This is a genomic window from Streptomyces turgidiscabies Car8 (assembly GCF_000331005.1).
In the GTDB taxonomy this organism is placed as follows: domain Bacteria; phylum Actinomycetota; class Actinomycetes; order Streptomycetales; family Streptomycetaceae; genus Streptomyces; species Streptomyces turgidiscabies.
The window spans coordinates 1-22,107 of sequence record NZ_AEJB01000635.1 but is presented as its reverse complement, the minus strand read 5'-3'; the positions used below and the strand labels follow the sequence as shown (position 1 = coordinate 22,107).

The window sequence follows — 22,107 nt, the reverse complement described above, 5'->3', positions numbered from 1 at the left end:
AGGTGTTGCCGTGCATCGGGTCGGTGATGCAGGCGACGGTCGCGCCCGAGGCGGTGACCTTCTCGACCAGCTCGGGCAGCTTGTCCTGGACCTTGTCGGCACCCATACGGACGATGAAGGTCAGCCGGCCCGGCTCACGGTCGGGGTCGAGACGCTCGATGTACTGCAGCGCCTCCTCGGCCGTCGTCGTCGGGCCGAGCTTGATGCCGATCGGGTTGCGCCCACAGCAAGCTTTTCGGGCACCCGCGATCCGGGTAAGGTTAGGTTTGCCTCACCGATCAGGCGGACGTCTGCGGACATCCCCGGTCTCGGTACGGCACGGCCCTTGTACCCCGTCGGGAGGTGACCCGCGTGTTCGTCTGCAACTGCTTCGGAGTGACCGAGGCGCAGGTGAAGAAGCATGCGGCGGACGGCGCCTGCACTCCCCGGCAGATAGCGTCGGCCTGCAAGGCGGGCACGGACTGCGGCTCGTGCGTACGACGTATCCAGGCGCTGCTGGGCAGGGGTGCCTACCCGACCCGCGGGCTCGTGGACGAGGGTGCGCCGGTCACGGCCGAACGGCTGGACGAGGCTGCCTGACCTCTGCGGGCCGGTGTTCTCAGCTCTCCGGCTGTTCGATCAGCTGCGCGATGTAGAGCGCCTCGCCGAGCTTCTCCACCAGCTCCAGCTGGGTGTCCAGGTAGTCGATGTGGTGCTCCTCGTCCGCGAGGATCGACTCGAAGATGTTCGCGGACGTGATGTCGCCCTTGCCGCGCATGACCTCGACACCGCGCTTGAGGCGGTCGATCGCCTCGACCTCGACCTGCCGGTCCGCCTGGAACATCTCCGTGAGGGTCTGTCCCACCCGCACATGGAAGAGTCGCTGGTAGTTCGGCAGGCCGTCCAGGAACAGGATGCGGTCGGTGAGGATCTCCGCGTGCTTCATCTCGTCGATCGACTCGTGCCGCGTGTACTTCGCGAGCTTCGTCCAGCCGAAGTTCTCCTGCATTTTCGCGTGCAGGAAGTACTGGTTGATCGCCGTGAGTTCGGCGGTCAGCTGCTCGTTGAGGAATTCGAGGACCTCGGGGTCGCCCTGCATCGCAGAGGCTCCTTCCAAGCGGGGAACTGGGGAGGTTGCCGCCGAATGATTGCACCGCCGACGAAGATCGTCCAGTAAGTGCGCACTTAGTAAGTAAGGGCATGCTTAGTCCAAGTTATCCGGACTTGCTGGACTCTGGACGGCCTGGTCATGCGCAGTCTTCGTGGTCTGTCAGGATGGAGTCATGGGTCAGCCGGTGGAAAATGAATCGGGAGAGCGCGATTCAGGAGGTGCGGCGCGGCCCGAATTGCCGCCGGGGCAGCGCATGCAGCGCGGCTGGCCGGTCACTCATTACGGTCCGGTACCCAAATTCCGCCCCGAGCGCTGGGAGTTCAGGGTTTTCGGCGCCACCGCCGACGGCGAGAAGCACTGCTGGAACCACGCGGAGTTCACGGCCCTTCCCTACGCGTCCGTCATGGCCGACCTGCACTGCGTCACGAAGTTCAGCATGCTCGGCGCCGAGTGGGGCGGAATTCCGGCGCGGACGATCATCGAGGCCGCTCCGCCCGCCGCCGAGGTCACGCACGTCATGGTCTGGGCGGAGTACGGCTTCAGCTCGAATCTCCGGCTGGCCGACTTCGTCTCGGACCGCACGATCTTCGCCACCCACAAGGACGGCGAACTCCTCACCGCGGAACACGGCTTCCCCCTCCGGCTGGTGGTGCCCCACCTGTACGCGTGGAAGGGCCCCAAGTGGGTGCGCGGGGTCGAGTACATGACCGCCGACCGCCGCGGCTTCTGGGAGGAGCGCGGCTATCACAACGTCGGCGACCCCTGGCGCGAGCAGCGCTACTCGTACCAGGAGGAGCCCGGGGACGGCCCCGAGCTCTGAGGATCCGAGGTTTCGAGGTCCCGAGGCTCTGCGTTCCCGGAGTCAGTGGTGGTACTGGTGCACCACCGCGTGGCCCTTGCCGCGGCCGATCGTCCACTTGTTGACCGGCGTGGTGACGACGAAGGCGATGACCAGTGAGATCGCCAGTGCGCCCCAGAAAAGCAGGTCGTCGAGCTGCGCGTCCATCGCGCCCGGCCACAGCACGATCACGCCGTTGTCGACCAGCTCCATCACGGCGATCGACAGGGTGTCCGCGGCCAACGCCACCCGGACGGCAGTGCGGAGGCCGACGCCGGCCCGCAGGACGCCACGCAGGGTGAGTGAGTAGCCGAAGACGAAGGCCAGCACGATCGCCAGCACGGTGGTGGGCAGGTTCCCCCAGTCGAACGCCGTGCCGACGACCATGCCGAGCACCTCGCCGATGGCGCAGCCGGTGAGGCAGTGAAGAGTGGCCTGGACGGCCACGGCCCATGTCGCTGCCGGTGTGTGCTGGATGTGCTGGTGTGCGTGTGTCTCGTGTTCCATGGGTACCCCCGGTCTCACGTGGTCACGGTTGCCTGCACTCACCAGCAATATACCCCCTGGGGGTATTCCCGTCCCGCTGTCCGTCCCGCTGTCCGTCCCGTCACCCGTCCCGGAGTTTCTTCAGCCGCTCCACGTCCGCCGCGTGCCCTTCCTTCCCGCCGGGCGTCTCGATGACCAGCGGTACGCCCTCGGTCGCGGGGTGCGTCATCAGCGCGCGGAAGGGGTCCTCGCCGATATGGCCCGCGCCGATGTTCTCGTGCCGGTCCTTGTGCGCGCCGGCGACGTCCTTGGAGTCGTTGGCGTGGATCAGCCTGAGCCGCCCCTCACCGACGGTGTCCACGAGCAGGTCGAGGGTCTGGTGCATGCCGCTGGGCCCGGTCAGGTCATGCCCGGCGGCGAAGATGTGGCAGGTGTCGAGGCAGACGCCGAGCTTGGGATGGGCGTCGAGCGCCTCGAAGTACGGCCCGAAGTCCCAGGTGCGCGAGCAGAGGGAGGAACCCTGCCCGGCGGTCGACTCCAGGAGCAGATACGGGTCGTCGTCATGGGAGAGCTCGTCGAGCAGGGGGAGCAGATGTTCCCGCACCTGCTTCAGGGCCACGGAACGCTCCCGCCCACCGGTCGCGCTCCCGGTGTGCACCACCACGCCCAGCGCACCGATCTCCCGCCCGCGCCGCAGCGAGTGCCGCAGCGACTCCACCGACCGCTCGACGGTCGCCTCGGTGTGCGAGCCGAAGTTGATCAGGTAGGGAGCATGGACGTACGCCGGGATCGAAGCCTCGGCGCAGGCCGCCCGGAACTCCTCGTCCTGCCGTGGATTGCCGACGGGGGTCGCCCAGCCGCGCGGGTTGGCGACAAAGACCTGCACGGTCTCGGCCAGGAGGTCACGGGCGTAGGACAGGCCGACGGAGTGGAGACCGCCGGCCACGGGGACATGGCCGCCGACGGGGTTGCGGAGCTGCTTGCTGGTCACCCTTTCAGGGTGTCACGCGGCGCTCCGCGTCCCGTCAGCGGATCGTGATGGTGATCTTCGACCCCTTGGGGGCGGTGTCCCCGCCGTCCACGGACTGCTTCTTCACCGTGTCACCGAAGAGCCCGAGGAGCCCACGGTCCTCGTCGACCGTGAACCCGGCCCCCTCCAGGGCCGCCTTCGCGTCGTCGACGCTGTCACCCACGACGTCCGGGACCTCGATCATCTCGGGGCCCTTGGACACTGTCAGCGTGACGGTGTCGCCCTCGGCCGCCTCGCTGCCGCCCACCGGGGACTGGACGGCGATCTGACCCTTCTCGAAGTCGTCCGAGGTGACGGTCTTGGCGGCGACCTTGACCTTGAGCCCGGCCTGCTCCAACTCGGCCTGCGCGTCGGCGAGACTGGCGCCGGTGACGTCGGAGACCTCCACCGGGCTGCCCTTGCTGACGACGAGGGCGACCGCGGAACCCGCGCGCCGCTCGGTGCCGGGATCCGGGCTCGTACTGATCACGGAACCCCGGGGCACCTCCTCGCTGAACTCCCGGGTGACCATCCCCGGCTCCAGACCGTCGCGCTTCAGCACGGCCCTGGCCTTGTCGAGGCGGTACCCCGTGAGCTGGGGCACCGGCACGGTCTCCGGCCCCCGGGAGATGGTGAGCGTCACGGTGTCGTGGTCCCGGATGCGCTCGCCGACGTCGGGGTCGGTGCTGATGACGGCGCCGCGCTTCACCGTGTCGCTGTAGGCGGACGTGGTCCTGAATTCGAGCCCGGCGGCCGAGATCCGGTTCTCGGCGTCCGCCTGGGTCTGCGAGAGCACCGCCGGGACCCGTGTGAACTGCCCGGAGTTGATGTACCAGACGCCCGCGCCGACGCCGAGGACGAGGAGCACGGCGGCGACGAGGATGGCGAGCGGCGCCCGACGCCTCGGACTCCGTGCGGCCCTCCGGGAGGCCGGGGCGGCCTCCGGGGCGGCGACGGCACCCAGCAGGCTCGTCCGATTGGTCCGGCCGGTCCGGTCGAACTGCCGCTCGCTACCCGGGTGTTCGTCCTCGTTGACGGGCAGGGGTCGCGCGACGGCCGGCGTGCGCGGGATGACGCTCGTGAGGTCCTCGGCGTTGTCGTGCGCCGAGGCGACGGCCTGCGGCGGGACGGCGTCCAGCTGCTCGGCGTCGAGCGAGCCGCGCGTCTCCAGGACCTGCGAGAGCAGCGCCACGGCGTCGTACGGGCGGATGTCGGCGTTGCGCGCGGTGGCCGAGGCGACCAGCGCGTCCAGTTCGAAGGCCAGCCCCGGCACGAGGGCCGAGGGCGGGGGCACGTCCTCGTGCAGGTGCTTGTAGAGCACCAGCGCGGGGGAGTCGCCGTAGTGCGGCTGGTCGCCGGTCAGCATCTCGTAGAGGACGATGCCGCAGGCGTACACGTCGACCCGGGGATCGGCCGTGCCGCTGTCGATCTGCTCGGGCGCGAGGTAGGAGACCGTGCCGAGGACGGAGCCCGTCGTGTTGGTGACCGTGTCCACGGCCCGCACGAGCCCGAAGTCGGCGACCTTGACCCGCCCGTCGTCCCCTATGAGCACGTTCTCGGGCTTCATGTCGCGGTGCACGAACCCGGCCCGGTGCGCGGCACCGAGTGCGGCGAGCACGGGCTCCAGGATGTCGAGGGCCGCCCTCGGCTGGAGCGCGCCGCGCTCACGCAGCACGTCACGCAGGGTGCAGCCGGCGATGTACTCCATGGCGAGATAGACGTACGACCCGTCGGCGCCCTGGTCGAAGACCTGAACGACGTTGGGATGCGCGAGCCGGGCCACGGACTTCGCTTCCCGGATGAACCGCTCGACGAAGGACACGTCGGCGGCGAGCGTCGGATGCATCACCTTGAGGGCGAGCACACGGTCCAGGCGGGTGTCCACGGCCCGGTAGACCGTGGCCATCCCACCGACCGCGATCCGCGCGTCGACGCGATAGCGGCCGTCGAGCACCTGCCCGACGAGAGGGTCCTGAAGGGTCGTATCCACGCAGGTGAGTGTACGAGCCGCCGCTGACAAGGCCGAAGTTTCGGCCAGGAATGCACAGGAAAGCAGCGGGACTGAAGCCGACCTGTGACGCAGATCGCGAGGGAGAGCCGCCGACGGCGAGCAGTCCCACAGGAGAGCCGCACCTGCAAACGGGCTTGAAACGGGCGGTGCGCGGGTGGGAGATCGAGGGCAGGACAGCGCCGGGTGCCTAGAAAGCGGGCCGCTCAGGATCCAACCGAGCGAGCCCGGCAACAGGAGACGACGCCGAAGCGAAGTGCCGCCGAGGGATCCGCCCGGCCCGGTAGGCCAACCGCCCCGCCGAAACCCCGTACCGCATCCCCTCCGCCATCAGCACGGGCTCCTGCGCCCGGGTCACAGCCGACGCCAGCATCACCCCCGCACACCCCAACTCCATCGCCAGCGCCACATCCGACGCCGTCCCCGCCCCCGCGTCCAGAATCACCGGCACACGCGCGTGCTCCACGATCAGCTGGAAGTTGTGCGGGTTGCGAATCCCCAGCCCCGACCCGATCGGCGACCCCAGCGGCATGACCGCGGCGCAGCCCACGTCCTCCAGCTTCCGCGCCAGCACGGGGTCGTCGTTCGTGTACGGCAACACCGTGAACCCGTCCTCCACCAGCACCTCCGCCGCGTCCAGCAGTTCGACCGGGTCCGGCAGCAGCGTCCGCTCGTCGGCGATGACCTCCAGTTTCACCATGTCCGTACCCAGCGCCTCCCGGGCCAGCCGAGCCGTGAGCACGGCCTCCCCGGCGGTGAAGCACCCCGCGGTGTTGGGCAGCACCTGGATGCCGAGCCGCTCCAGTACCGACAGCACCGACCCGTGCACCGAGGGATCGACGCGCCGCATCGCGACCGTCGTCAGTTCCGTGCCGGAGGCCACCAGCGCCCGCTCCAGCACGTCGAGGCTGGGCGCACCCCCCGTACCCATGATCAGCCGGGACGTGAAGGTCGTACCGCCGAGGACAAACGGATCGTCGGCCATGGCTCAGCCTCCCTGGACGGCGGTGAGGACTTCGACGCGGTCTCCCTCGGAGAGGGGGGTCGCCGACCACCGCGCGCGCGGGACGACGGTTTCGTTCAGCGCGGCGGCCACTCCGGAGGGCGCCGGGGTGAGGGTCGTCACCAGAGTGTCGAGCGCGGTGTCAGGGGAGACCTCGCGCCGCCGGCCGTTCACCAGGATGTTCATACGAGCTGCTCCATGCGTACGGTGTCGAACCGGCGGGGTGTGAAGGCCCGGGCCTCGCCGGGCAGTTCACCGGTGGTCAGGACGGTGGCCATCGCGTCTCCCGTGACCGGCGTCAGCAGTACTCCGTTCCGGTAGTGGCCCGTGGCCAGCAGGAGCCCCTCCAGCGCGGTCGGGCCGAGCAGCGGTGCGTTGTCGGGGGAGCAGGGGCGCAGTCCGGCCCGCGTCTCCGTCAAGGGCAGCTCGGTGATCCCGGGGACGAGTTCATGGGCGTCGCGCAGCAGCTCGTACACGCCGCCCGCCGTGACGGTCGTGTCCCAGCCCAGGTCCTCGCTCGTCGCCCCGACGACCAGCTCCCCGTTCTCGCGCGGCACCAGGTAGACCTGGCTGCCCCGGACCACGGCCCGGACGGTCCGGCTCAGGAACGGCGCGTACCGCTCCGGCACGGTCACCCGGACCACCTGGCCCTTCACGGGCCGTACGGGCGGCAGAACGGCCTCCGGGACCCCTGCGAGGCGTCCGCTGAGGCTGCCCCCGGCCAACACGATCGAGCCGGCGGCCAGTTCGTCGCCGGCGGAGTCGGTGACCGCGACGGCCCGTCCCCGCCGTACGTCGAGCCGCTCGGCCCACGTCCGGCGCAGCACCACGCCGGCCCGCTCGCAGGCGTCCACCAGCGCCCCGGCCAGCCGTCGCGGGTCGATCTGGTGGTCGCCGTCCACCCGGAGCCCCCCGCGCACGCCCGGCGCGAGCATCGGCTCCAGGCGCCGGCACTCGCGCCCCGAGAGCCACTCCGACTCCAGGCCCGACCGCTGCTGCAGGGCGTGCAGTTCGCGCAGTTCGGCGCGGTCGTCGGCGTCGAGCGCGACGGCGAGGGTGCCGCAGCGGCGGTAGCCGAGGTCGCGGCCGGTCAGCTCGGTGAGCTCGGCCACGAAGTCCGGATAGCGGCGGGCCGACTCCAGGTTGAGCCCCAGCAGGGTCTGCTCGCCGTGGTGCAGCTCCGTGACGGCGGCCAGCATCCCGGCCGCCACCTGTGCGGCCCCGCCACCCGGCACGGGATCCACGACCGTTGTGGCGAGCCCGCGCTGCGCGGCCCGCCAGGCCGTCACCAGCCCGATGATCCCGCCGCCGACGACGACGACGTCCGAGGTGTGCGTACGCGACATGGGCGTCCAGCCCCTCCCTTCGCCGGCATGACCCGGATCAGGTTCGTACGGTCGGAGGCCGCCCAGCCTCCCTCTCAGCCCGGTGCGTCCGGGCTCCCGCGAGTGCTTACGCTGATCAGCCTAGCCCGCAGAGCAACGCACACGTAAGGGAGCCTCCGCCCATGCCCCGCTCGCTCGACGGCCTCGTCCTCGCCCCGGCCACGGACCAGGCGCCAGGTCAGGTGGGTACCCGCACCCGGTTCACCTACCACGAGCGGGACGGGGAGATCTGGGCCGAGTACACGGGCGGAGATGTCGTACGCGGCCATCTTGTGGGTACGCGGGAAGGGGACCGTCTCGATTTCCGGTACGTGCAGCTGAAGCACGACGGGACGACCTCCTCCGGCCACTGTGTCTCCGAGGTGACCGAACTGCCCGACGGGCGGGTGCGGTTGGCGGAGACCTGGGAGTGGGAGTCGCAGCCGGGCAGTGGGACGAGCGTGGTCGAACAGGTCGAACAGGTCGAGGACGCGGGTGTGCAGTAGGTCACTTACCGCGCCCGCTGACTGACAAATTGTCAGTTGTCTATGGTGATCGAGTGAGTGAGCAGACGCAGGCACAGGGCACAGAGGCCGGGTCGCGGCCGGGACGCGTGGTCGTCGTCGGCGCGGGCATGGCCGGGGTGCAGACCGCGGTCGCCCTGCGGGAGCAGGGGTTCACCGGCACCGTCACCGTCCTCGGCGCCGAACCCCATCAACCGTACGACCGGCCGCCGTTGTCCAAGGCCGTCCTGCTCGGCAAGGCGGAGGGCTCCGCCTTCGACGTCGACTTCGAGGCCCTCGACATCGAACTGCTGCTCGGGCGCGAGGTGCTGGGCGTCCGCGCCGCCGAACACGAGCTGGACACCGCCGAGGGACCGGTCCCGTACGACGTCCTGGTACTCGCGACCGGTGCCGAACCGATCCGGCTGCCGGGCACCGAGGGCGTCCCCGGTGTGCACCTGCTGCGCACCCTCGACGACGCCGAACGGCTGCGGCCCGTCCTCGCACGCCAGCACGACATCGTGGTCGTCGGGGCCGGCTGGATCGGCGCCGAGTTCGCCACCGCCGCGCGCGAGGCAGGCTGCGCCGTCACCGTCGTCGAGGCCGCCGACCGGCCGCTCGCGGGCGCCCTGCCCGCCGAGGTGGCCGCCCCGATGGCCGCCTGGTACGCCGACAGCGGCGCCTCACTGCGCACCCACGCGCGCGTGGCACGCGTCGAGCCCGGCGCGGTGGTGCTCGACGACGGCTCACGGCTGCCCGCGGGCGCCGTCGTCGTCGGCATCGGCGCCCGCCCGGCCACCGCCTGGCTCGCGGGTTCGGGGATCGCCCTGGGCGACCACCGGGAGGTCGTCGCCGACGACCGTCTGCGCACCTCCGCGGCGGACGTCTACGCGGTCGGCGACTGCGCCTCCTTCCCTTCGGGAAGGTACGGCCGGCGCCTTCTGGTCCACCACTGGGACAACGCCCTCCAGGGACCCCGGACGGTCGCCGCGAACATCATCGGGGAGTCCCCGGCGGCCTACGACCCGGTCCCGTACTTCTGGTCGGAGCAGTTCGGCCGTTTCGTCCAGTACGTCGGCCACCACCAGTCCGCCGACACCACCCTGTGGCGGGGCGACCCGTCCGGCCCCGCCTGGACGGTCTGCTGGCTGCGGGAGGGCCGCCTGGTCGCCCTGCTGGCCGTGGGCCGCCCCCGCGACCTGGCCCAGGGGCGCCGGCTGGTCGAGGCCGGCTCCCTGATGGACGCCGAGGCGCTGACCGACCCGTCCAGGCCGCTGAAGGCGGCCACGGCATAGTCCGGCGGGACCCGACGCGCCCTCGACGCCACCGTAACGGCCCAGGTCACAGGGGCCCGGCTTCCGACTGTCAGTGCGGGATGGCAGGCTTGTCCCGTGACCGAGATTGACGCAAAGACCGATGCTCTCGTCCCTGCCTGGCTCACGCTGCCCGACATCGCGGAAATCCTCGATATCGAGGTGACGCGCGTCCGGCAGCTGGTCAAGGAGGGCCAAGTGATCGCCGTACGCCGTGGCGAGAACCGTGCGCTGCACGTTCCCGCCGCATTTATCGACGGGGTCGAGCAGAAGGTCGTCAAGGGCCTCACCGGCACCCTGACGCTCCTGCGGGACGACGGCTTCTCCGACGAGGAGATGCTGGAGTGGCTCTTCACTCCCGACCCGAGCCTGCCCGGCACCCCCGCGCAGGCCCTCAGTGAGAATCGCGGCACGGAGGTGAAGCGCCGCGCCCAGGCGCTCGCCGTCTGATCCGACCAGCCGTTCGGTGTGCGGGCCGCGATCCGCACACCGCCACACCACGCAGGGGCGCGCCCGGGAGAACACCCGTGGGCGCGCCCACGGGGGGACACACGTATGCCCGAGACGACCGAAACCGTGCCCGGGGCGAGCGCCGACACCCGCACCGCCCGCGACCGGCTCGCCGACGCCCGGGTGTACCTCTGCACGGACGCCCGCAGACGGCAGGGCGACCTCGCCGAGTTCCTCGACACCGTCCTGGCCGGCGGTGTCGACATCGTGCAGCTGCGAGACAAGGGCATGGAGGCGGCCGAGGAGCTGGAGCACCTCCAGGTCTTCGCCGACGCCTGCGCACGGCACGGCAGGCTCCTCGCGGTCAACGACCGCGCGGACGTCGCCCACGCCGCCCGCGCCGACGTCCTGCATCTCGGCCAGGGTGACCTGCCCGTCCCGGCGGCCCGCGCGATCCTCGGCCCCGACGTGCTCGTCGGCCGGTCCACCCACGCCGAGTCCGAGGCGGCGGCAGCCGCCGTCCAGGAGGGCGTCGACTACTTCTGCACCGGCCCCTGCTGGCCGACCCCCACCAAGCCGGGCCGCCACGCGCCCGGCCTCGACCTGGTCCGGTACACGGCCGGGCTCGCCACCGAGCGTCCCTGGTTCGCCATCGGCGGTGTCGACCTCGGCAACCTGGACGAGGTACTCGCGGCGGGCGCCCGCCGGGTCGTCGTCGTACGGGCGATAACCGAGGCCGACGACCCGGGCGCGGCGGCGGCGGAGTTCGCCGGGCGGCTGCGGTCCCTGTAGGCCGGACGACGGGAGCCCGCTGAGGGCCGACTGTCCGAGGGGTGGACAACAAGTCGACATTCCGGGGCAAATTTCCGTCATCCGGTTGGGAGACCGCCACCCCCTGACTAACCTGCGGGTATGGCCCTCGGAACCGCGTCCACCCGAACCGACCACGCGCGCACTGTGCGGGACATGCTCGCGACCGGCAAAACCACGTACTCCTTCGAGTTCTCGGCGCCGAAGACCCCCAAGGGCGAGCGGAACCTGTGGAACGCGCTCAGGAGGGTCGAGGCGGTCGCGCCGGACTTCGTGTCCGTGACGTACGGCGCCGGCGGGTCGACGCGCGCGGGCACGGTCAAGGAGACCCAGCAGATCGTCTCCGACACGACGCTCACCCCGGTCGCCCACCTCACCGCGGTCAACCACTCCATCGCCGAACTGCGCAACATCATCGGCCAGTACGCCGACGCGGGCATCCGGAACATCCTGGCCGTGCGCGGAGACCCGCCCGGCGATCCGATGGCCGAGTGGGTGCCGCATCCGAGCGGCCTGACGTACGCCGCCGAACTCGTGCGCCTCATCAAGGAGTCGGGCGACTTCTGCGTAGGCGTCGCCGCCTTCCCCGAGACCCACCCGCGCTCCCCGGACCGGGACACGGACGTCACGCACTTCGTCGACAAGTGCCGGGCCGGAGCGGACTACGCGATCACGCAGATGTTCTTCCACCCGGAGTCGTATCTGCGGCTGCGTGACGCGGTCGCGGCGGCGGGCTGCCCGACCCCGGTCATCCCCGAGGTCATGCCCGTGACCAGCGTGCGGATGCTGGAGCGGCTGCCTCAGCTCAGCAACGCGGCCATCCCTTCTACCCTGAAAGAGCGGATCCTCACAGCCAAAGACGACGCGGCGGCTGTACGCTCCATTGGCATCGAGTTCGCCACGGAGTTCTGCGCGCGACTGCTGGCCGAGGGAATCCCCGGACTGCACTTCATCACGCTGAACAACTCCACGGCCTCGCTGGAAATCTACGAGAACCTGGGTCTGCACCACCCACAGCGGGCCTAGACCGGCCGCACGGGCGTACGACACACTGCGTAGCGGCCACTGGGAGAGGGGCGTACATGGGCTGGACGGTCCTCTACATCGCGTTTGGCATCGTCGCGTTGTGGCTACTCGGCGAGGTTCTGCTCCAGTACAAGGCGCGGCTGCGCTGGCGGCTGCTCGCCTTCGCCGGGTTCCTCGGTGTGGTCCTCGGCGTGCTCATCCCGAATGTGCTGGTCATCGGCCTGGGCGCAGCGGCCTTCGCGGTCGGGCAGACGTACGTCACCCTGTCGTTCCGCAGCGGCTTCTCGGCCGGCTGGGCCGTCGCGGGCCGCCCGGGCTTCCTCTCGCGGTTCGGCAAGGGACGCGGCGACGGAGAGTACAAGGACCCGACGCTGGAGGTCTCCGACCTGGAAGCGTCCGAGGCCGCGTACGCATCGGGCAGCGGCCCCGACGCGGGCTTCGGTGACAACTCCGCCGACGGCGCGGGCCACGACGCGTTCGACACCGGTGCCGGAACGTACCAGCAGGGCAACGACTTCGACCGCGACTACGACCGGGACGACGTCTTCACCCCCGCCCGCTCCGTCCGGCCCACGGGGGCCGAGGGCGCGGCCGTCTACGAACCTCAGCCCCTGCCCGACGACACCGGCTCCTACGGCATATACAGCGACGCCGCATACGCCGCGGCGACCGGCCAGGACCAGTCCTACGCGGGCGCGGGCCAGGACCAGTCGTACGCCGGTGCCACCCAGGGCGGCGACCAGAACTACGGATACGACGGCTACACCGGTTACGACCAGCAGCAGTACGGCTACGACGCCTCGGGCCAGCAGCAGTACGCCGCCTACTCAGACCCGTACATCGGCCAGGGCTACGGCGGCACCTCGTACGACTCCGGCTACGACCAGCAGCAGTACGGTCAGCAGGGCTACGGCCAGGAGCAGTACGGCACCGGCGGCTACGGCGAGACCCCGGCGAGCGGTGTCTGGGTCCCGCAGCAGCGCAACACCGACGACCCGCTGTTCGGCGGCGAACTCCCGCCGGAGCAGCAGTATCCCTACCAGGACAACGGCAACGGACAGGGCAACGGCAACGGACAGACGCCCGGGAACGGGTACGACGAGCAGTACCGCTTCTAGCCGCGTCGCTGCTGAGGACCGCCGCTCCGCCCGGCCGCCCCGGGGTTCACTGCGAGCCCCGGAAGCCCGGCCCCTCCACGATCAGCCCGGAGACCAGGGCGCCCGACATGCCGGCGTGCGCGAGTCCGCCTCCGGGATGCGACCAGCCGCCCACGCGGTACAGCCCCGGCAGTCGGGTGGTGTTGGCGGGATGCAGGAAGTCCCCGTTCCCACCGGCGAGCGAGGGTGCCGACACCCCTCCGCAGAAGGCGCCCGTCTCGTCCCCGCTCCGCCCGGGTGTGCGTATCTCCCGCCACAGAACCCGCTCCCGCAGCCCGGGAACAGCGGACTCGGCCGCGTCGGCCATCAGGGTCGCGAAGCGTTCCACCGGCGCGTCCACCGCCCAGTCGCCCCGGGGCGGTGCCGAGGCCGTCAGGACCACGGACTCGTGCTCCCCGTCGGGCCGCAGCGCGGGATCGTCGGGCCGCAGCACGGTCACCGTGGGCCGCACCGGGCCGTTTCCCTCCCCGCTCACCCAGTCCAACTCGGCGTCCCGGTCCGGCGTGTGCACGACTGTGCGATGCGCGGCGCCCGCCGCACGGGCCCCGCGCAGGGCCAGCAGCACGGTGAACCGGCCCGGCGACGGCGTCGACGCGTCGGGCGGCACATCACCGTCGGCGTCGAGCGCGTGCTCCGTCAGCCCCCTCAGCCGTACGGGATCCACGCCCGCGACGACATGATCGGCCTCCGTGACGGTGCCGTCGGCCAGCTCCAGCCCGGCCGCCCGGCCGTCCTTCTCGACGATCGCCGTGACCTCGGCGCCGAAGACGAACTCGACCCGCCGGGCCAGGCACCTCTCGTACACCGCGCGCGCCAACTCCCGGACGCCGCCCCGGACATACCAGGTGCCGAAGGCGTGCTCCATGTACGGCAGCACGGCCGCGCTCGCCGGGGCGTCCCGGGGATCGAGGCCGTACTCCAGGGCGTGGCTGTCGAGCAGGGCGGTCAGACGGGGGTCGCGCAGTTCCCAGGCGGCGACCTCGCTCAGCGTGCCGGCCCGACGGGTGCGCAGCAGCCGCTTGTGGGGGACCGCCGGATAGGGCTCACGCTCGGCCAGCACCCGCCAGTCGGTCCACAGCGGCTCCTCCAGGAGCGGTCTGCGGGTGCGGTCCCAGGCCTCGCGGGCCCTGACCAGGAAGTCGCCCCAGCGGTCGCCCGCCCCGGCCCCGAGAGCCGCCTCCAGAGCCTGGACGACGCCCGCGCGGGACGCGTTCGGCAGGGCGACCTCCGTGCCGTCCGCGAAGACGTGCCGCGAGGACGGGTCGACCTGGACCAGCTCGACGCACTCCTCCAGGGGCTGCTTGCCGGTCTTGACGAACAGGTCGCGGTAGACCGCGGGCAGGGTGAGCAGCCCGGGGCCCGTGTCGAAGGAGAAGCCGTCACGCTCGAAGCGGCGCACCCCTCCGCCATACGTCTCCCCACGCTCGTACACCGCCACCCGGTGGCCCGCGACGGCCAGCCGGGCAGCGGCCGCCATCGCGCCCATGCCGGCGCCGATCACCGCAATCCGTGCCATGCGAGGGACTTTATCCGCCCCCACTGACAATCCCGCCACGGGCCTGTGACCAGGGAGTTCACGGAAACAGGTGGAGCCTGGCTCAGCCCGGCGGCCACTCTGTCCCGGCTGCGAGCCGTTTCTCCTCGCGCCGCTGGGCCCGGCGCCGCAGGAACCGTCTGATCCGGGAGACCAGGAAGTACAGCACGACCAGGCCGGTGAGCAGCAGTGTGCCCGCGATGATCGCCGCCGCCTGTGGGTGGAACATCGCGAACGTCACGACGGTGCCGACCCCGAGATCCTCCGCGAGGCTCAGGATCACGTTGCTGAACGGCTCAGGCGAGGTGTTGACCGCCATCCGCGTCCCGGCCTTGACCACATGGCTGGCCAGCGCCGTGGAGCCGCCGATCGCGCCTGCCGCCAGATCGGGCAGCGAACCGCTCTGCCCGGCCAGCAGCGCCCCGACGACGGCCCCGGAGACCGGCCGGATCACCGTGTGCACCGCGTCCCACGCCGAGTCCACGTACGGGATCTTGTCGGCGACCGCCTCGCACAGGAACAGCACGCCCGCCACGACGAGTACCTCGGGACGCTGCAACGACTCGGGCACCTCGTCGCTCAGCCCGGTCGCGCCGAAGACGCCGAGGAGCAGCACCACCGCGTAGGCGTTGATGCCGCTGGCCCAGCCGCTGGTGAAGACCAAAGGGAGTACGGACACGGACGCGATCGTAACCAGTCGGCAACGGCGCGTCCTGAGGGTGAGTGCGCAGGGCTGAGTACGCGTACCTAGGACGAGAGATGAGTAGGCGCACGGATGAGCGGCGACCTGCGGGAACGAGAGAGTGGAGACACGGAAAAGGGCACGGCTCCGGTACCGCCGACACGGGGCGGCGGAACGGTGCCGGTGCCCTGGACCGCTCCTTCCGCCGATCCGTCGGCGGGAGCGAGGCACGGGGGGCCCGGGGGAACGACCGCACGGGGGAACACGGGGAACGGGGAAAATGGGGGAGGGGAACGGGGGAGCAGGAAGGAAGCGCCGGTTCGAGATGGCCCGCGGGGGACGCGGCCACATCGAACCGGCGCTTTCCTGTGCGCCCAGCCCTGCCCGCCTACCGGTTGCCGCCGACCCGCCCCTGGAGCAGCCGGGACAGGGCCGAGTGGACGTCGTCCAGGGAGCGTTCGGGCTGGAAGGACTGCCAGTCCAGGGCGGCGACCAGGACCATGCCGACCAGGGCCGCCGCGGTCAGCGGGATGTCGATCTCGTCGCTGAGTTCGCCGCGCGCCACCGCCTCGCGCAGGACGTCCTCGATGACCGCCACCGCCTGTTGTCGGACCACCATCAGGGTGGACTGCCAGGTTCGGTTGGTGCGCCACAGTTCGGCCACATAGAGCTGGGTGAAGGCCGGGTAGCGGCTGATGAAGACAAGCCCGGCCCGGACCATCGCGTCCAGGGCGTCGACCTTGGTGCCGCCGTCCCGGTCGGTCCGCTCGGCCGCCTCCCGAAGGGAGGCGGTGAGGAGTTCCACACCGTGCCGCAGCAACTCCTCGAAGAGGACCGACTTGCTCGCGAAGTTGTAGTAGACCGTGCCCTTGGCGACTCCGGCCCGCTCGGCGATCTCGTCCACCGTGGTGGCGGAGAAGCCCTGTTCCGCGATGAGGGTGACGGCGGCCTCGTAGAGCTTCTGCCGGGTGGCCTCGCGGCGGGGACTGCCGCCCGACGGGGTGCTGCTGCGTTCCATGGCCCTGATTCTCACAGGAACACCGGACCCGCGCTGACGAGACGTCACAGGCTCAACTCCGGGTGCAGCCGGTCCAGGGTCCACACCTGGCCGCGACGGGCCGCGACGGCGGTCAGCGCCAGGGCGCCGGCCGTGAACGCCGCCAGCACGGCACACGCCTGCCACACCGGGCCGAGCCCACCGCCAGTGATGAGCCTGCGCAGGGCCTCGACGACGTAACTCATCGGCATGAAGGGGTGGATCGCGTTGAAGAAACCGGGACTCGTCTGGACGGGATAGGTGCCGCCCGCGGACGTCAACTGGAGCATCAGAAGGGCGAGTACGAGAATCCGGCCCGCCGCTCCGAAGCGCGCGTTCAGCCACTGGACGATCGCCGCGAAACACGCCGTGACCAGGAACAGGAAGCCCACCGTCCCGGCCGCGCGGACCATCTCCAGGCCGATCGCCCAGTGCAGTACGGACATCAGGGCCACGGTCTGGAGCACCCCCAGAGCGGCCACCGGCAGCCAGCCCGCCAGGGTGACACGCCACGCCGGGGCGCCCGCGGCGAGCGCCCGCCGGTTGAGCGGCGGGATGAGCATGTAGGCGACCATCGCGCCCACCCACAGGGACAGCGGGATGAAGTAGGGGGCGAACCCGGTGCCGTAGTTGGGTGCCTTGTGCAGGTCCCTGGAGGCGAGTTGCACCGGGTCGGACATCACCTCGGTGCGCGCGTCGCGGCCCTGCCGGTCGTAGTCGGGGATCCGCCCGGCGCCGTCGTGCAGTCCGCCGGCGAGCTTCCCGGAGCCGTCGGCGAGCTTGAACATGCCTCCGGAGAGGTCGTCCGCGCCCGTCCTGAGGTCACCGACGCCCACGTCCAGGGTGGTCGCGCCGGTCCTGGCGGTGGAGAGCCCGGTGTGCAGCTTCCGCGCTCCCGCGGCGACCTGTGCGGCCCCGGCGTTGAGCTTGTCGACCTGCCGTACGGCGTCGTCGAGGTCCTCGGAGAGGCGCGGGGCACGGTCGGCCAGTGCCTGGGCCTGCTTCTGGAGCGTGGCGAGGTGCTGGTCGAGCCGGTCCAGATCGCCGTTCTGGTCGGCGATCAGTGCGTTGACGTCGTCGGCGACCGTCGCCACGTCCGCCGCCGCGTCCCTGGCCTTCTTCAGGTCGGCGCACGCGGCGTCGGGCAGCACCGCGGTCTCGCAGCGCGCCCTGTAGACCCCCTTCAGGGTGTCGGAGGCCGCGTGGGCGCCCTTGGCGGCGGCCGGGGCGGCCTTCACCAGGGTGCCGAGGTTGCGCCGGACCGTACCGGCCGAGTCGGCGACGAGCCGGGCGGCGTCCCCGATGGTCTTCTCGTTGTCCCTGAGGAAGGGCCCCAGCCGGTCCGAGACGCCGTCCACCCGGTCGGCGAGCCTCTGCGTACCCGCCGCGACCTGCCGCGAACCGTCCGCCAGATCACCCGCGCCCGTGTCGAGCTTCTTCAGCCCGCCGACCAGCTTGCCGCTGCCCGCCTTGGCGTCCTTCAGCCCGTCGGCGAGGTCCTTGGAGCCCTGTTCGGCCTTGTCGATGCCTCCTGAGAGCGTGTCGGCGCCCTTGGCGGCCTTTACCGTCTGCCCGTGGATGTCGGAGAACGAGACGAAGATCCGGTCCAGGAACGACCGCGACGCCTTGGTGGACGCGGCGGTGCGCACCTCGCCGAACACCGTCCGGGAGATCTGCCCGACGATGTAGTTGTTGGCGTCGTTCGTCTGCACCTGGAGCGCGCCCGTCTCCGGGGAGTCGCCCGAACTGGACGCTATCCGCTCGCTGAAGTCGGCCGGCATGGTCAGCGACAGGTAGTACGTGCCGTTCTCGACGCCCTCCCGGGCCTCGGCCGAACTCACCTCGTGCCACTCGAAGGTGTCGCTGTCGCGCAGCCCCTTGACGATGTCGGCACCGGCGGCGAGCCGCTTGCCCGCGACGCTCGCCCCCTTGTCGTCGTTCACGAGCGCCACAGGGATGCGGTCCAGCCTGCCGTACGGGTCCCAGAAGGACCACAGGTACAGGGCGCCGTACAGCAGCGGCAGCAGCAGGAGCGCGGCCAGCGCGGCCCTCGGGAGCCTGCCCCGGCCGAAACGCCTGAGCTCAAGCGCGGCCAGTCTCGGGGAGCGCATCCACCGTCTCCTTCTCGTGAGTCCCTGCGTCGTGAACCACTGCCTCGGCTGTCTCCGCCTCGTCCGTCTCCGCTGTCTCCTTCGCGCGCGGCGACGTCGACACGGTGACGGCCCCTTCCGGAGCCTCGCTGCACACCGCGACCACGGTCGTTCCGGCCGCGGCGAGGGACCGCAACAGCGTCCACACCTCGGCCCGTTCGGCGTCCGACAGCTTCAGGTCGGTGTCGTCCACCCCCAGCAGCCGCGGCCCGCCGATCAGGGCAAGCGCCACGGACAGCCGCAGCGCCTCCAGCCGCTCCAGATCACGTACGGCGGTCCGGGAGCCCTTGGGCAGCGACTCACGGTCGAGACCGGCGGCCGTCAAGGCGGCGTCGACGCGCTGCTGGGTCTCGGCCGCCCGTTCCGCCCGTGGCCGCAGCAGCGCGCGCAGGGAACCGCCGAACCGGCGCTCCAGCAGCGCCCGTTCCCGCAGGTGCTCCCCGACGGTCAGGGCGGGTTCGAGGTCGGTGACACCGGGCACGTGCGCGAGCGCGCTCACGCGGCGCACCGCCGCCGCCTGCTCGGGAAGGTGCCACTCGCCGACCGTGGCCGACCCGGTGGTGGCCCTCATCCGGCCCGTGAGCGCGAGCAGCAGGCAGGTGCGTCCCGATCCGGACGGCCCCTCCACCGCGATCAGCGAGCCGGGCTCCGCGTCGAAGGACATCTCGCGGAATGCCCAGCCGCGAGGCCCCTTGAGCCCGAAGGCCCGGGTGGTCACCCCGAGCCCGTGCGGACCGTCCACAGTTCCCGTCCCCTCGAAACAAGCTTTTGAACTGACTGGTCAGTGCAAAAGCTATCTCGAACCTTCGATCGAGGCAAAAGACCAGGTCAGAACGGATTGTCAGTGGCATACCGCACGATGGGCACATACGGCACCTCCCGTCGGGGCGTGCCGTCACACAGACGACAGGAGGTTCGTCATGGCCAGTTCGAACGCAGCCGCCGCCCGTCGGCGCCGCGCCCCCGGCCCTGCCCCCTCACTGAACGGTCCTGCGGGCGACGTACACCCCGTGCTCCGCCGGGCCACAGCGCCGCCCGCCGCCCTCGACCTGCTCGCCCAGGCCCGCGCCGGACTCGACGAGGCGTCGGTCCTGGAGACCGCGAACGAGCGGTATGCCACCGCCCACCTCGCCGCCCTGCGCACCGCCGCGGCGGTGCTCGCCGCCCGGGGCCGCCCCGAACCCACCCCCAGGCGCCGGGCGCGCATCCGCAGCGCCTGGGAGGTGCTCCCCGAGATAGCGCCCGAACTCGCCGAGTGGAGCGCGCTGTTCGCCTCCGGCGCCCCCCGCCGAGCCCGCGCCGAGGCCGGCATCCAGGGCGCGGCCGGCAGCCGTGACGCCGACGACTTGATACGCGACGTGGCGATGTTCCTGCGCCTCGTCGAGCGGATGCTCGTCCTCCAGCCGGTGCTTCCCCAGCCGCGTCAGGACCCGGACACACCTCCGGACGCCCTCCAGGAGAGCGACCGGGGCGTCCCCGACGCGGGCTGAGACGGATGACCGGGTACGCCACCGGAGGCCATAGGGTGGTGGAGAAGTCGCAGCCTTTTCCGCAGCCCACCGGGGCCGGGAAGGCACCCCGTTCACCCCGCCGTACAAGAGGCGGCGCCGCGCCGAGGAGTCACCTGCCGTGTCGAACCCGACTCGCCCCCGCGCCTCTCTCCGGACCGCAGTGGTCTGGGAGGTCCTGCAGGACGCCCTGGAGCGCCGGGGCAAAGCCACCGGGCGTGAGTCGCTGGACGTCCTCGACACCGGCGGCGGCAGCGGCAACTTCGCCGTGCCCGTCGCCCGCCTCGGCCACCGCGTCACCGTCGTCGACCCGAGCCCCAACGCGCTGTTCGCGCTGGAGCGCCGGGCCGCCGAGGCAGGCGTCGCCGACCGCGTCCGGGGCGTCCAGGGTGACGCGCACGGCCTCTTCGACGTCGTCGAGCGCGGTGGCTACGACGCGGTGCTCTGCCACGGAGTCCTGGAGTACGTGGACGACCCGGCCGAGGGCGTCCGCAACGTGGTGGCCGCCCTGCGCCCCGAGGGCGTCCTCAGCCTCCTCGCCGCCGGACTCGGCGGCGCCGTGCTGGCGCGGGCCCTCGCCGGGCACTTCAAGGAGGCCAAGCGGGCACTCGACGACCCGAACGGCCGCTGGGGCGAGAGTGACCCCGTGCCCCACCGGTTCACGGCGGAACAGCTCACCGCGCTGGTCGAGGGCGCGGGCCTGCGCGTGGGCGCCGTGCACGGCGTACGGATCTTCGCCGACCTGGTGCCGGGCGTCCTCGTGGACACCGAGCCCGGCGCCCTGGAGGCGCTGCTGAAGCTGGAGGCCGCGGCGGCCGAGCAGGCCGCGTTCCACTCCGTCGCCACCCAGCTCCATGTGCTCGGCGAGACGCCGGGTGCCGCTGAGGCCTGAGTCACCTCCGGCGGCGGACCGCTGATCAGGGGCTCGGCCGCAGATGGAGTACGCCACAGGCCACCCGATCGGCGGCCCGGAGCCGTATGATCGAGGGAGACCGCTCTGCATGACCCTCCGGTTGCTGGGGAATGAACGCCTCAGTGAGCCGGGCGGCCATGGCGGATTCCGGTTGTCAATTGGCGTAGAGGGGCGGGTTTCACGGGGGCGATTCCCTGCCTATCCTGAAGGGGACCCCCGGTCGCCCCGGCGACTGCACGATGAGGAGGACTCCGTGCCGCTCTCGGAGCACGAGCAGCGAATGCTCGAGCAGATGGAGCGAGCGCTGTACGCCGAAGATCCCAAGTTCGCGACAGCGCTTGAGGGAAGCGGGCTGCGCACGTACACCCGGCGACGGGTCTACCAGGCGGTCGCGGGCTTCCTCGTAGGTATCGCGCTCCTCATGGCCGGAATGGTCGCACAGCAGATTTGGGTCAGCGTGGTGGGATTCCTCGTCATGCTGGGCTGTGCGGTACTGGCCGTGACAGGTTGGCGCAAGGCTCCCAAGCCGGGTGAACAGCCCGCAGCGGGTGCCGCCCCCGGAGCTCCGCACGGTCGCGGACAGGGTCGGCAGCGGCGCTCCATGATGGACCGCATCGAGGAGCGCTGGCAGCGCCGCCGCGACGAACAGCAGGGTGGCCAGTAGCGTTCGGCCGCAGTCCCCGCGCTGTGACCGCGAGACATGACATGCCGGCGAGGGAGGTGTCCGTGTCGGCGTACAGGGCGGCCTCGAAGGCGCGCTCGACCGTGCCGGGCGGGTCGGGCGGGAGGGGGGTGCTGCTGGTCACCCGTCGATCGTTTCATGGCGTCGTTCGATGCCGTCGACACCGACTGTCAACTTCGGGTTGACAGTCCTGTTGCTGCCAACCTAGGGTTGACACATGACGAGCCATCAGCCCGTACGGGCCTCCGTACGCCTCGACGACCTCATCGAGGCGATCAAGAAAGTCCACACCGACGCCCTCGACCAGCTCCAGGACGCGATGCTCGCCGCCGATCACCTCGGCGACGTGGCCGACCATCTGATCGGGCACTTCGTGGACCAGGCACGCCGTTCCGGTGCCTCCTGGACCGACATCGGCAGGAGCATGGGTGTCACCCGGCAGGCCGCGCAGAAGCGGTTCGTGCCGAAGGGCGAGTCGGATCTCGACCCGAGCCAGGGCTTCAACCGCTTCACGCCACGGGCCAGGAACGTGGTGGTCGTCTCCC

Annotated in this window: 23 protein-coding genes, 2 pseudogenes and 1 riboswitch; of the genes and pseudogenes, 12 read left to right on the top strand and 13 right to left on the bottom strand. The window is 71.2% G+C overall.

Translation table 11 applies throughout. The annotated features are described in order from the left end of the window. Positions 1 to 220, bottom strand: a pseudogene (locus STRTUCAR8_RS50965) (3-deoxy-7-phosphoheptulonate synthase); the annotation flags it as partial. Positions 221 to 342: 122 nt separating this feature from the next. Here STRTUCAR8_RS50965 and STRTUCAR8_RS44335 point away from each other — a divergent pair. Next, positions 343 to 579: a (2Fe-2S)-binding protein gene (locus STRTUCAR8_RS44335; protein WP_078507502.1), complete on the top strand. Its 237-nt coding sequence runs from the start codon at positions 343 to 345 to the stop codon at positions 577 to 579. A 19-nt stretch (positions 580 to 598) separates the two neighbouring features. On the opposite strand, the gene bfr is transcribed toward STRTUCAR8_RS44335, so the two are convergent. Further along, a complete protein-coding gene (gene bfr, locus STRTUCAR8_RS44330; protein WP_006383034.1) occupies positions 599 to 1,078 on the bottom strand; it encodes a bacterioferritin in 480 nt (159 codons plus the stop codon). Positions 1,079 to 1,262: 184 nt separating this feature from the next. Between bfr and STRTUCAR8_RS44325 the strand changes: the two genes are divergently transcribed. Beyond that, entirely contained in the window at positions 1,263 to 1,910 is a 648-nt protein-coding gene (locus STRTUCAR8_RS44325; RefSeq protein WP_044473952.1) for a sulfite oxidase-like oxidoreductase, read from the top strand. 42 nt (positions 1,911 to 1,952) lie between these two features. Here STRTUCAR8_RS44325 and STRTUCAR8_RS44320 read toward each other — a convergent pair whose 3' ends face one another. The 6 genes from STRTUCAR8_RS44320 to thiO all read right to left on the bottom strand — a co-directional run bounded on the left by STRTUCAR8_RS44320 (position 1,953) and on the right by thiO (position 7,780). Continuing rightward, positions 1,953 to 2,435, bottom strand: a complete 483-nt coding sequence (locus STRTUCAR8_RS44320) for a DUF4396 domain-containing protein (RefSeq protein ID WP_006383030.1) — start codon at positions 2,433 to 2,435, stop codon at positions 1,953 to 1,955. 100 nt (positions 2,436 to 2,535) lie between these two features. Beyond that, positions 2,536 to 3,405 carry a deoxyribonuclease IV gene (locus tag STRTUCAR8_RS44315; protein WP_006383026.1) on the bottom strand — a complete coding sequence of 290 codons (870 nt, stop codon included), beginning with the start codon at positions 3,403 to 3,405 and terminating at the stop codon, positions 2,536 to 2,538. A 34-nt stretch (positions 3,406 to 3,439) separates the two neighbouring features. Continuing rightward, complete coding sequence (pknB, locus tag STRTUCAR8_RS44310) at positions 3,440 to 5,413, bottom strand: Stk1 family PASTA domain-containing Ser/Thr kinase (RefSeq protein ID WP_006383028.1); 1,974 nt, start codon at positions 5,411 to 5,413, stop codon at positions 3,440 to 3,442. Between the two features lie 208 nt (positions 5,414 to 5,621). Beyond that, on the bottom strand, positions 5,622 to 6,416 hold the full coding sequence (locus tag STRTUCAR8_RS44305) for a thiazole synthase (protein ID WP_006383029.1): 795 nt from the start codon (positions 6,414 to 6,416) through the stop codon (positions 5,622 to 5,624). A gap of 3 nt (positions 6,417 to 6,419) precedes the next feature. Beyond that, a complete protein-coding gene (gene thiS, locus STRTUCAR8_RS44300) occupies positions 6,420 to 6,620 on the bottom strand; it encodes a sulfur carrier protein ThiS (protein ID WP_006383041.1) in 201 nt (66 codons plus the stop codon). Further along, the gene (thiO, locus tag STRTUCAR8_RS44295) at positions 6,617 to 7,780 is read right to left on the bottom strand and encodes a glycine oxidase ThiO (protein ID WP_006383036.1); all 1,164 of its coding nucleotides are present in this window, start codon (positions 7,778 to 7,780) and stop codon (positions 6,617 to 6,619) included. The genes thiS and thiO overlap by 4 nt, the downstream gene beginning before the upstream one ends. Continuing rightward, positions 7,778 to 7,890: riboswitch (TPP riboswitch) on the bottom strand. (Overlaps the previous gene by 3 nt.) 51 nt (positions 7,891 to 7,941) lie before the next feature. Here thiO and STRTUCAR8_RS44290 point away from each other — a divergent pair. From STRTUCAR8_RS44290 to STRTUCAR8_RS44265, 6 genes are all read left to right on the top strand, one after another. Then, complete coding sequence (locus STRTUCAR8_RS44290; protein WP_006383022.1) at positions 7,942 to 8,304, top strand: avidin-fold protein; 363 nt, start codon at positions 7,942 to 7,944, stop codon at positions 8,302 to 8,304. 53 nt (positions 8,305 to 8,357) lie between these two features. Continuing rightward, positions 8,358 to 9,596: an NAD(P)/FAD-dependent oxidoreductase gene (locus tag STRTUCAR8_RS44285; RefSeq protein ID WP_407705487.1), complete on the top strand. Its 1,239-nt coding sequence runs from the start codon at positions 8,358 to 8,360 to the stop codon at positions 9,594 to 9,596. A 96-nt stretch (positions 9,597 to 9,692) separates the two neighbouring features. Beyond that, on the top strand, positions 9,693 to 10,064 hold the full coding sequence (locus tag STRTUCAR8_RS44280; RefSeq protein ID WP_006383044.1) for an Rv2175c family DNA-binding protein: 372 nt from the start codon (positions 9,693 to 9,695) through the stop codon (positions 10,062 to 10,064). A gap of 105 nt (positions 10,065 to 10,169) precedes the next feature. Beyond that, positions 10,170 to 10,856: a thiamine phosphate synthase gene (gene thiE, locus STRTUCAR8_RS44275; protein WP_006383043.1), complete on the top strand. Its 687-nt coding sequence runs from the start codon at positions 10,170 to 10,172 to the stop codon at positions 10,854 to 10,856. Positions 10,857 to 10,976: 120 nt separating this feature from the next. Further along, positions 10,977 to 11,900 carry a methylenetetrahydrofolate reductase [NAD(P)H] gene (gene metF / locus STRTUCAR8_RS44270; RefSeq protein ID WP_006383020.1) on the top strand — a complete coding sequence of 308 codons (924 nt, stop codon included), beginning with the start codon at positions 10,977 to 10,979 and terminating at the stop codon, positions 11,898 to 11,900. Between the two features lie 56 nt (positions 11,901 to 11,956). Next, complete coding sequence (locus STRTUCAR8_RS44265; protein ID WP_006383025.1) at positions 11,957 to 13,018, top strand: SCO2102 family sporulation regulator; 1,062 nt, start codon at positions 11,957 to 11,959, stop codon at positions 13,016 to 13,018. A 46-nt stretch (positions 13,019 to 13,064) separates the two neighbouring features. On the opposite strand, the gene STRTUCAR8_RS44260 is transcribed toward STRTUCAR8_RS44265, so the two are convergent. The 5 genes from STRTUCAR8_RS44260 to STRTUCAR8_RS44240 form a co-directional block, all read right to left on the bottom strand. Continuing rightward, positions 13,065 to 14,573 (bottom strand): phytoene desaturase family protein, encoded by a 1,509-nt coding sequence (locus tag STRTUCAR8_RS44260; RefSeq protein WP_179200646.1) that lies wholly within the window; start codon positions 14,571 to 14,573, stop codon positions 13,065 to 13,067. Between the two features lie 82 nt (positions 14,574 to 14,655). Then, positions 14,656 to 15,270: a DUF4126 domain-containing protein gene (locus STRTUCAR8_RS44255; protein WP_006383031.1), complete on the bottom strand. Its 615-nt coding sequence runs from the start codon at positions 15,268 to 15,270 to the stop codon at positions 14,656 to 14,658. Between the two features lie 391 nt (positions 15,271 to 15,661). Continuing rightward, on the bottom strand, positions 15,662 to 16,291 hold the full coding sequence (locus tag STRTUCAR8_RS44250; RefSeq protein WP_006383032.1) for a TetR/AcrR family transcriptional regulator: 630 nt from the start codon (positions 16,289 to 16,291) through the stop codon (positions 15,662 to 15,664). Between the two features lie 44 nt (positions 16,292 to 16,335). Beyond that, positions 16,336 to 18,420: a YhgE/Pip domain-containing protein gene (locus STRTUCAR8_RS44245; RefSeq protein WP_006383024.1), complete on the bottom strand. Its 2,085-nt coding sequence runs from the start codon at positions 18,418 to 18,420 to the stop codon at positions 16,336 to 16,338. Next, on the bottom strand, positions 18,392 to 19,201 hold the full coding sequence (locus tag STRTUCAR8_RS44240) for an ATP-binding cassette domain-containing protein (protein WP_006383042.1): 810 nt from the start codon (positions 19,199 to 19,201) through the stop codon (positions 18,392 to 18,394). The genes STRTUCAR8_RS44245 and STRTUCAR8_RS44240 overlap by 29 nt, the downstream gene beginning before the upstream one ends. Positions 19,202 to 19,379: 178 nt before the next feature. Here STRTUCAR8_RS44240 and STRTUCAR8_RS44235 point away from each other — a divergent pair, with 178 nt between their 5' ends. The 4 genes and pseudogenes from STRTUCAR8_RS44235 to STRTUCAR8_RS44220 form a co-directional block, all read left to right on the top strand. Next, positions 19,380 to 19,949 (top strand): SAV_6107 family HEPN domain-containing protein, encoded by a 570-nt coding sequence (locus STRTUCAR8_RS44235; protein WP_006383021.1) that lies wholly within the window; start codon positions 19,380 to 19,382, stop codon positions 19,947 to 19,949. Positions 19,950 to 20,088: 139 nt separating this feature from the next. Beyond that, positions 20,089 to 20,859 (top strand): methyltransferase, encoded by a 771-nt coding sequence (locus tag STRTUCAR8_RS44230; RefSeq protein ID WP_006383027.1) that lies wholly within the window; start codon positions 20,089 to 20,091, stop codon positions 20,857 to 20,859. A gap of 274 nt (positions 20,860 to 21,133) precedes the next feature. Continuing rightward, a complete protein-coding gene (locus STRTUCAR8_RS44225; RefSeq protein ID WP_006383037.1) occupies positions 21,134 to 21,544 on the top strand; it encodes a DUF3040 domain-containing protein in 411 nt (136 codons plus the stop codon). A gap of 235 nt (positions 21,545 to 21,779) precedes the next feature. Beyond that, a pseudogene (locus STRTUCAR8_RS44220) lies at positions 21,780 to 22,107 on the top strand (Clp protease N-terminal domain-containing protein); the annotation flags it as partial.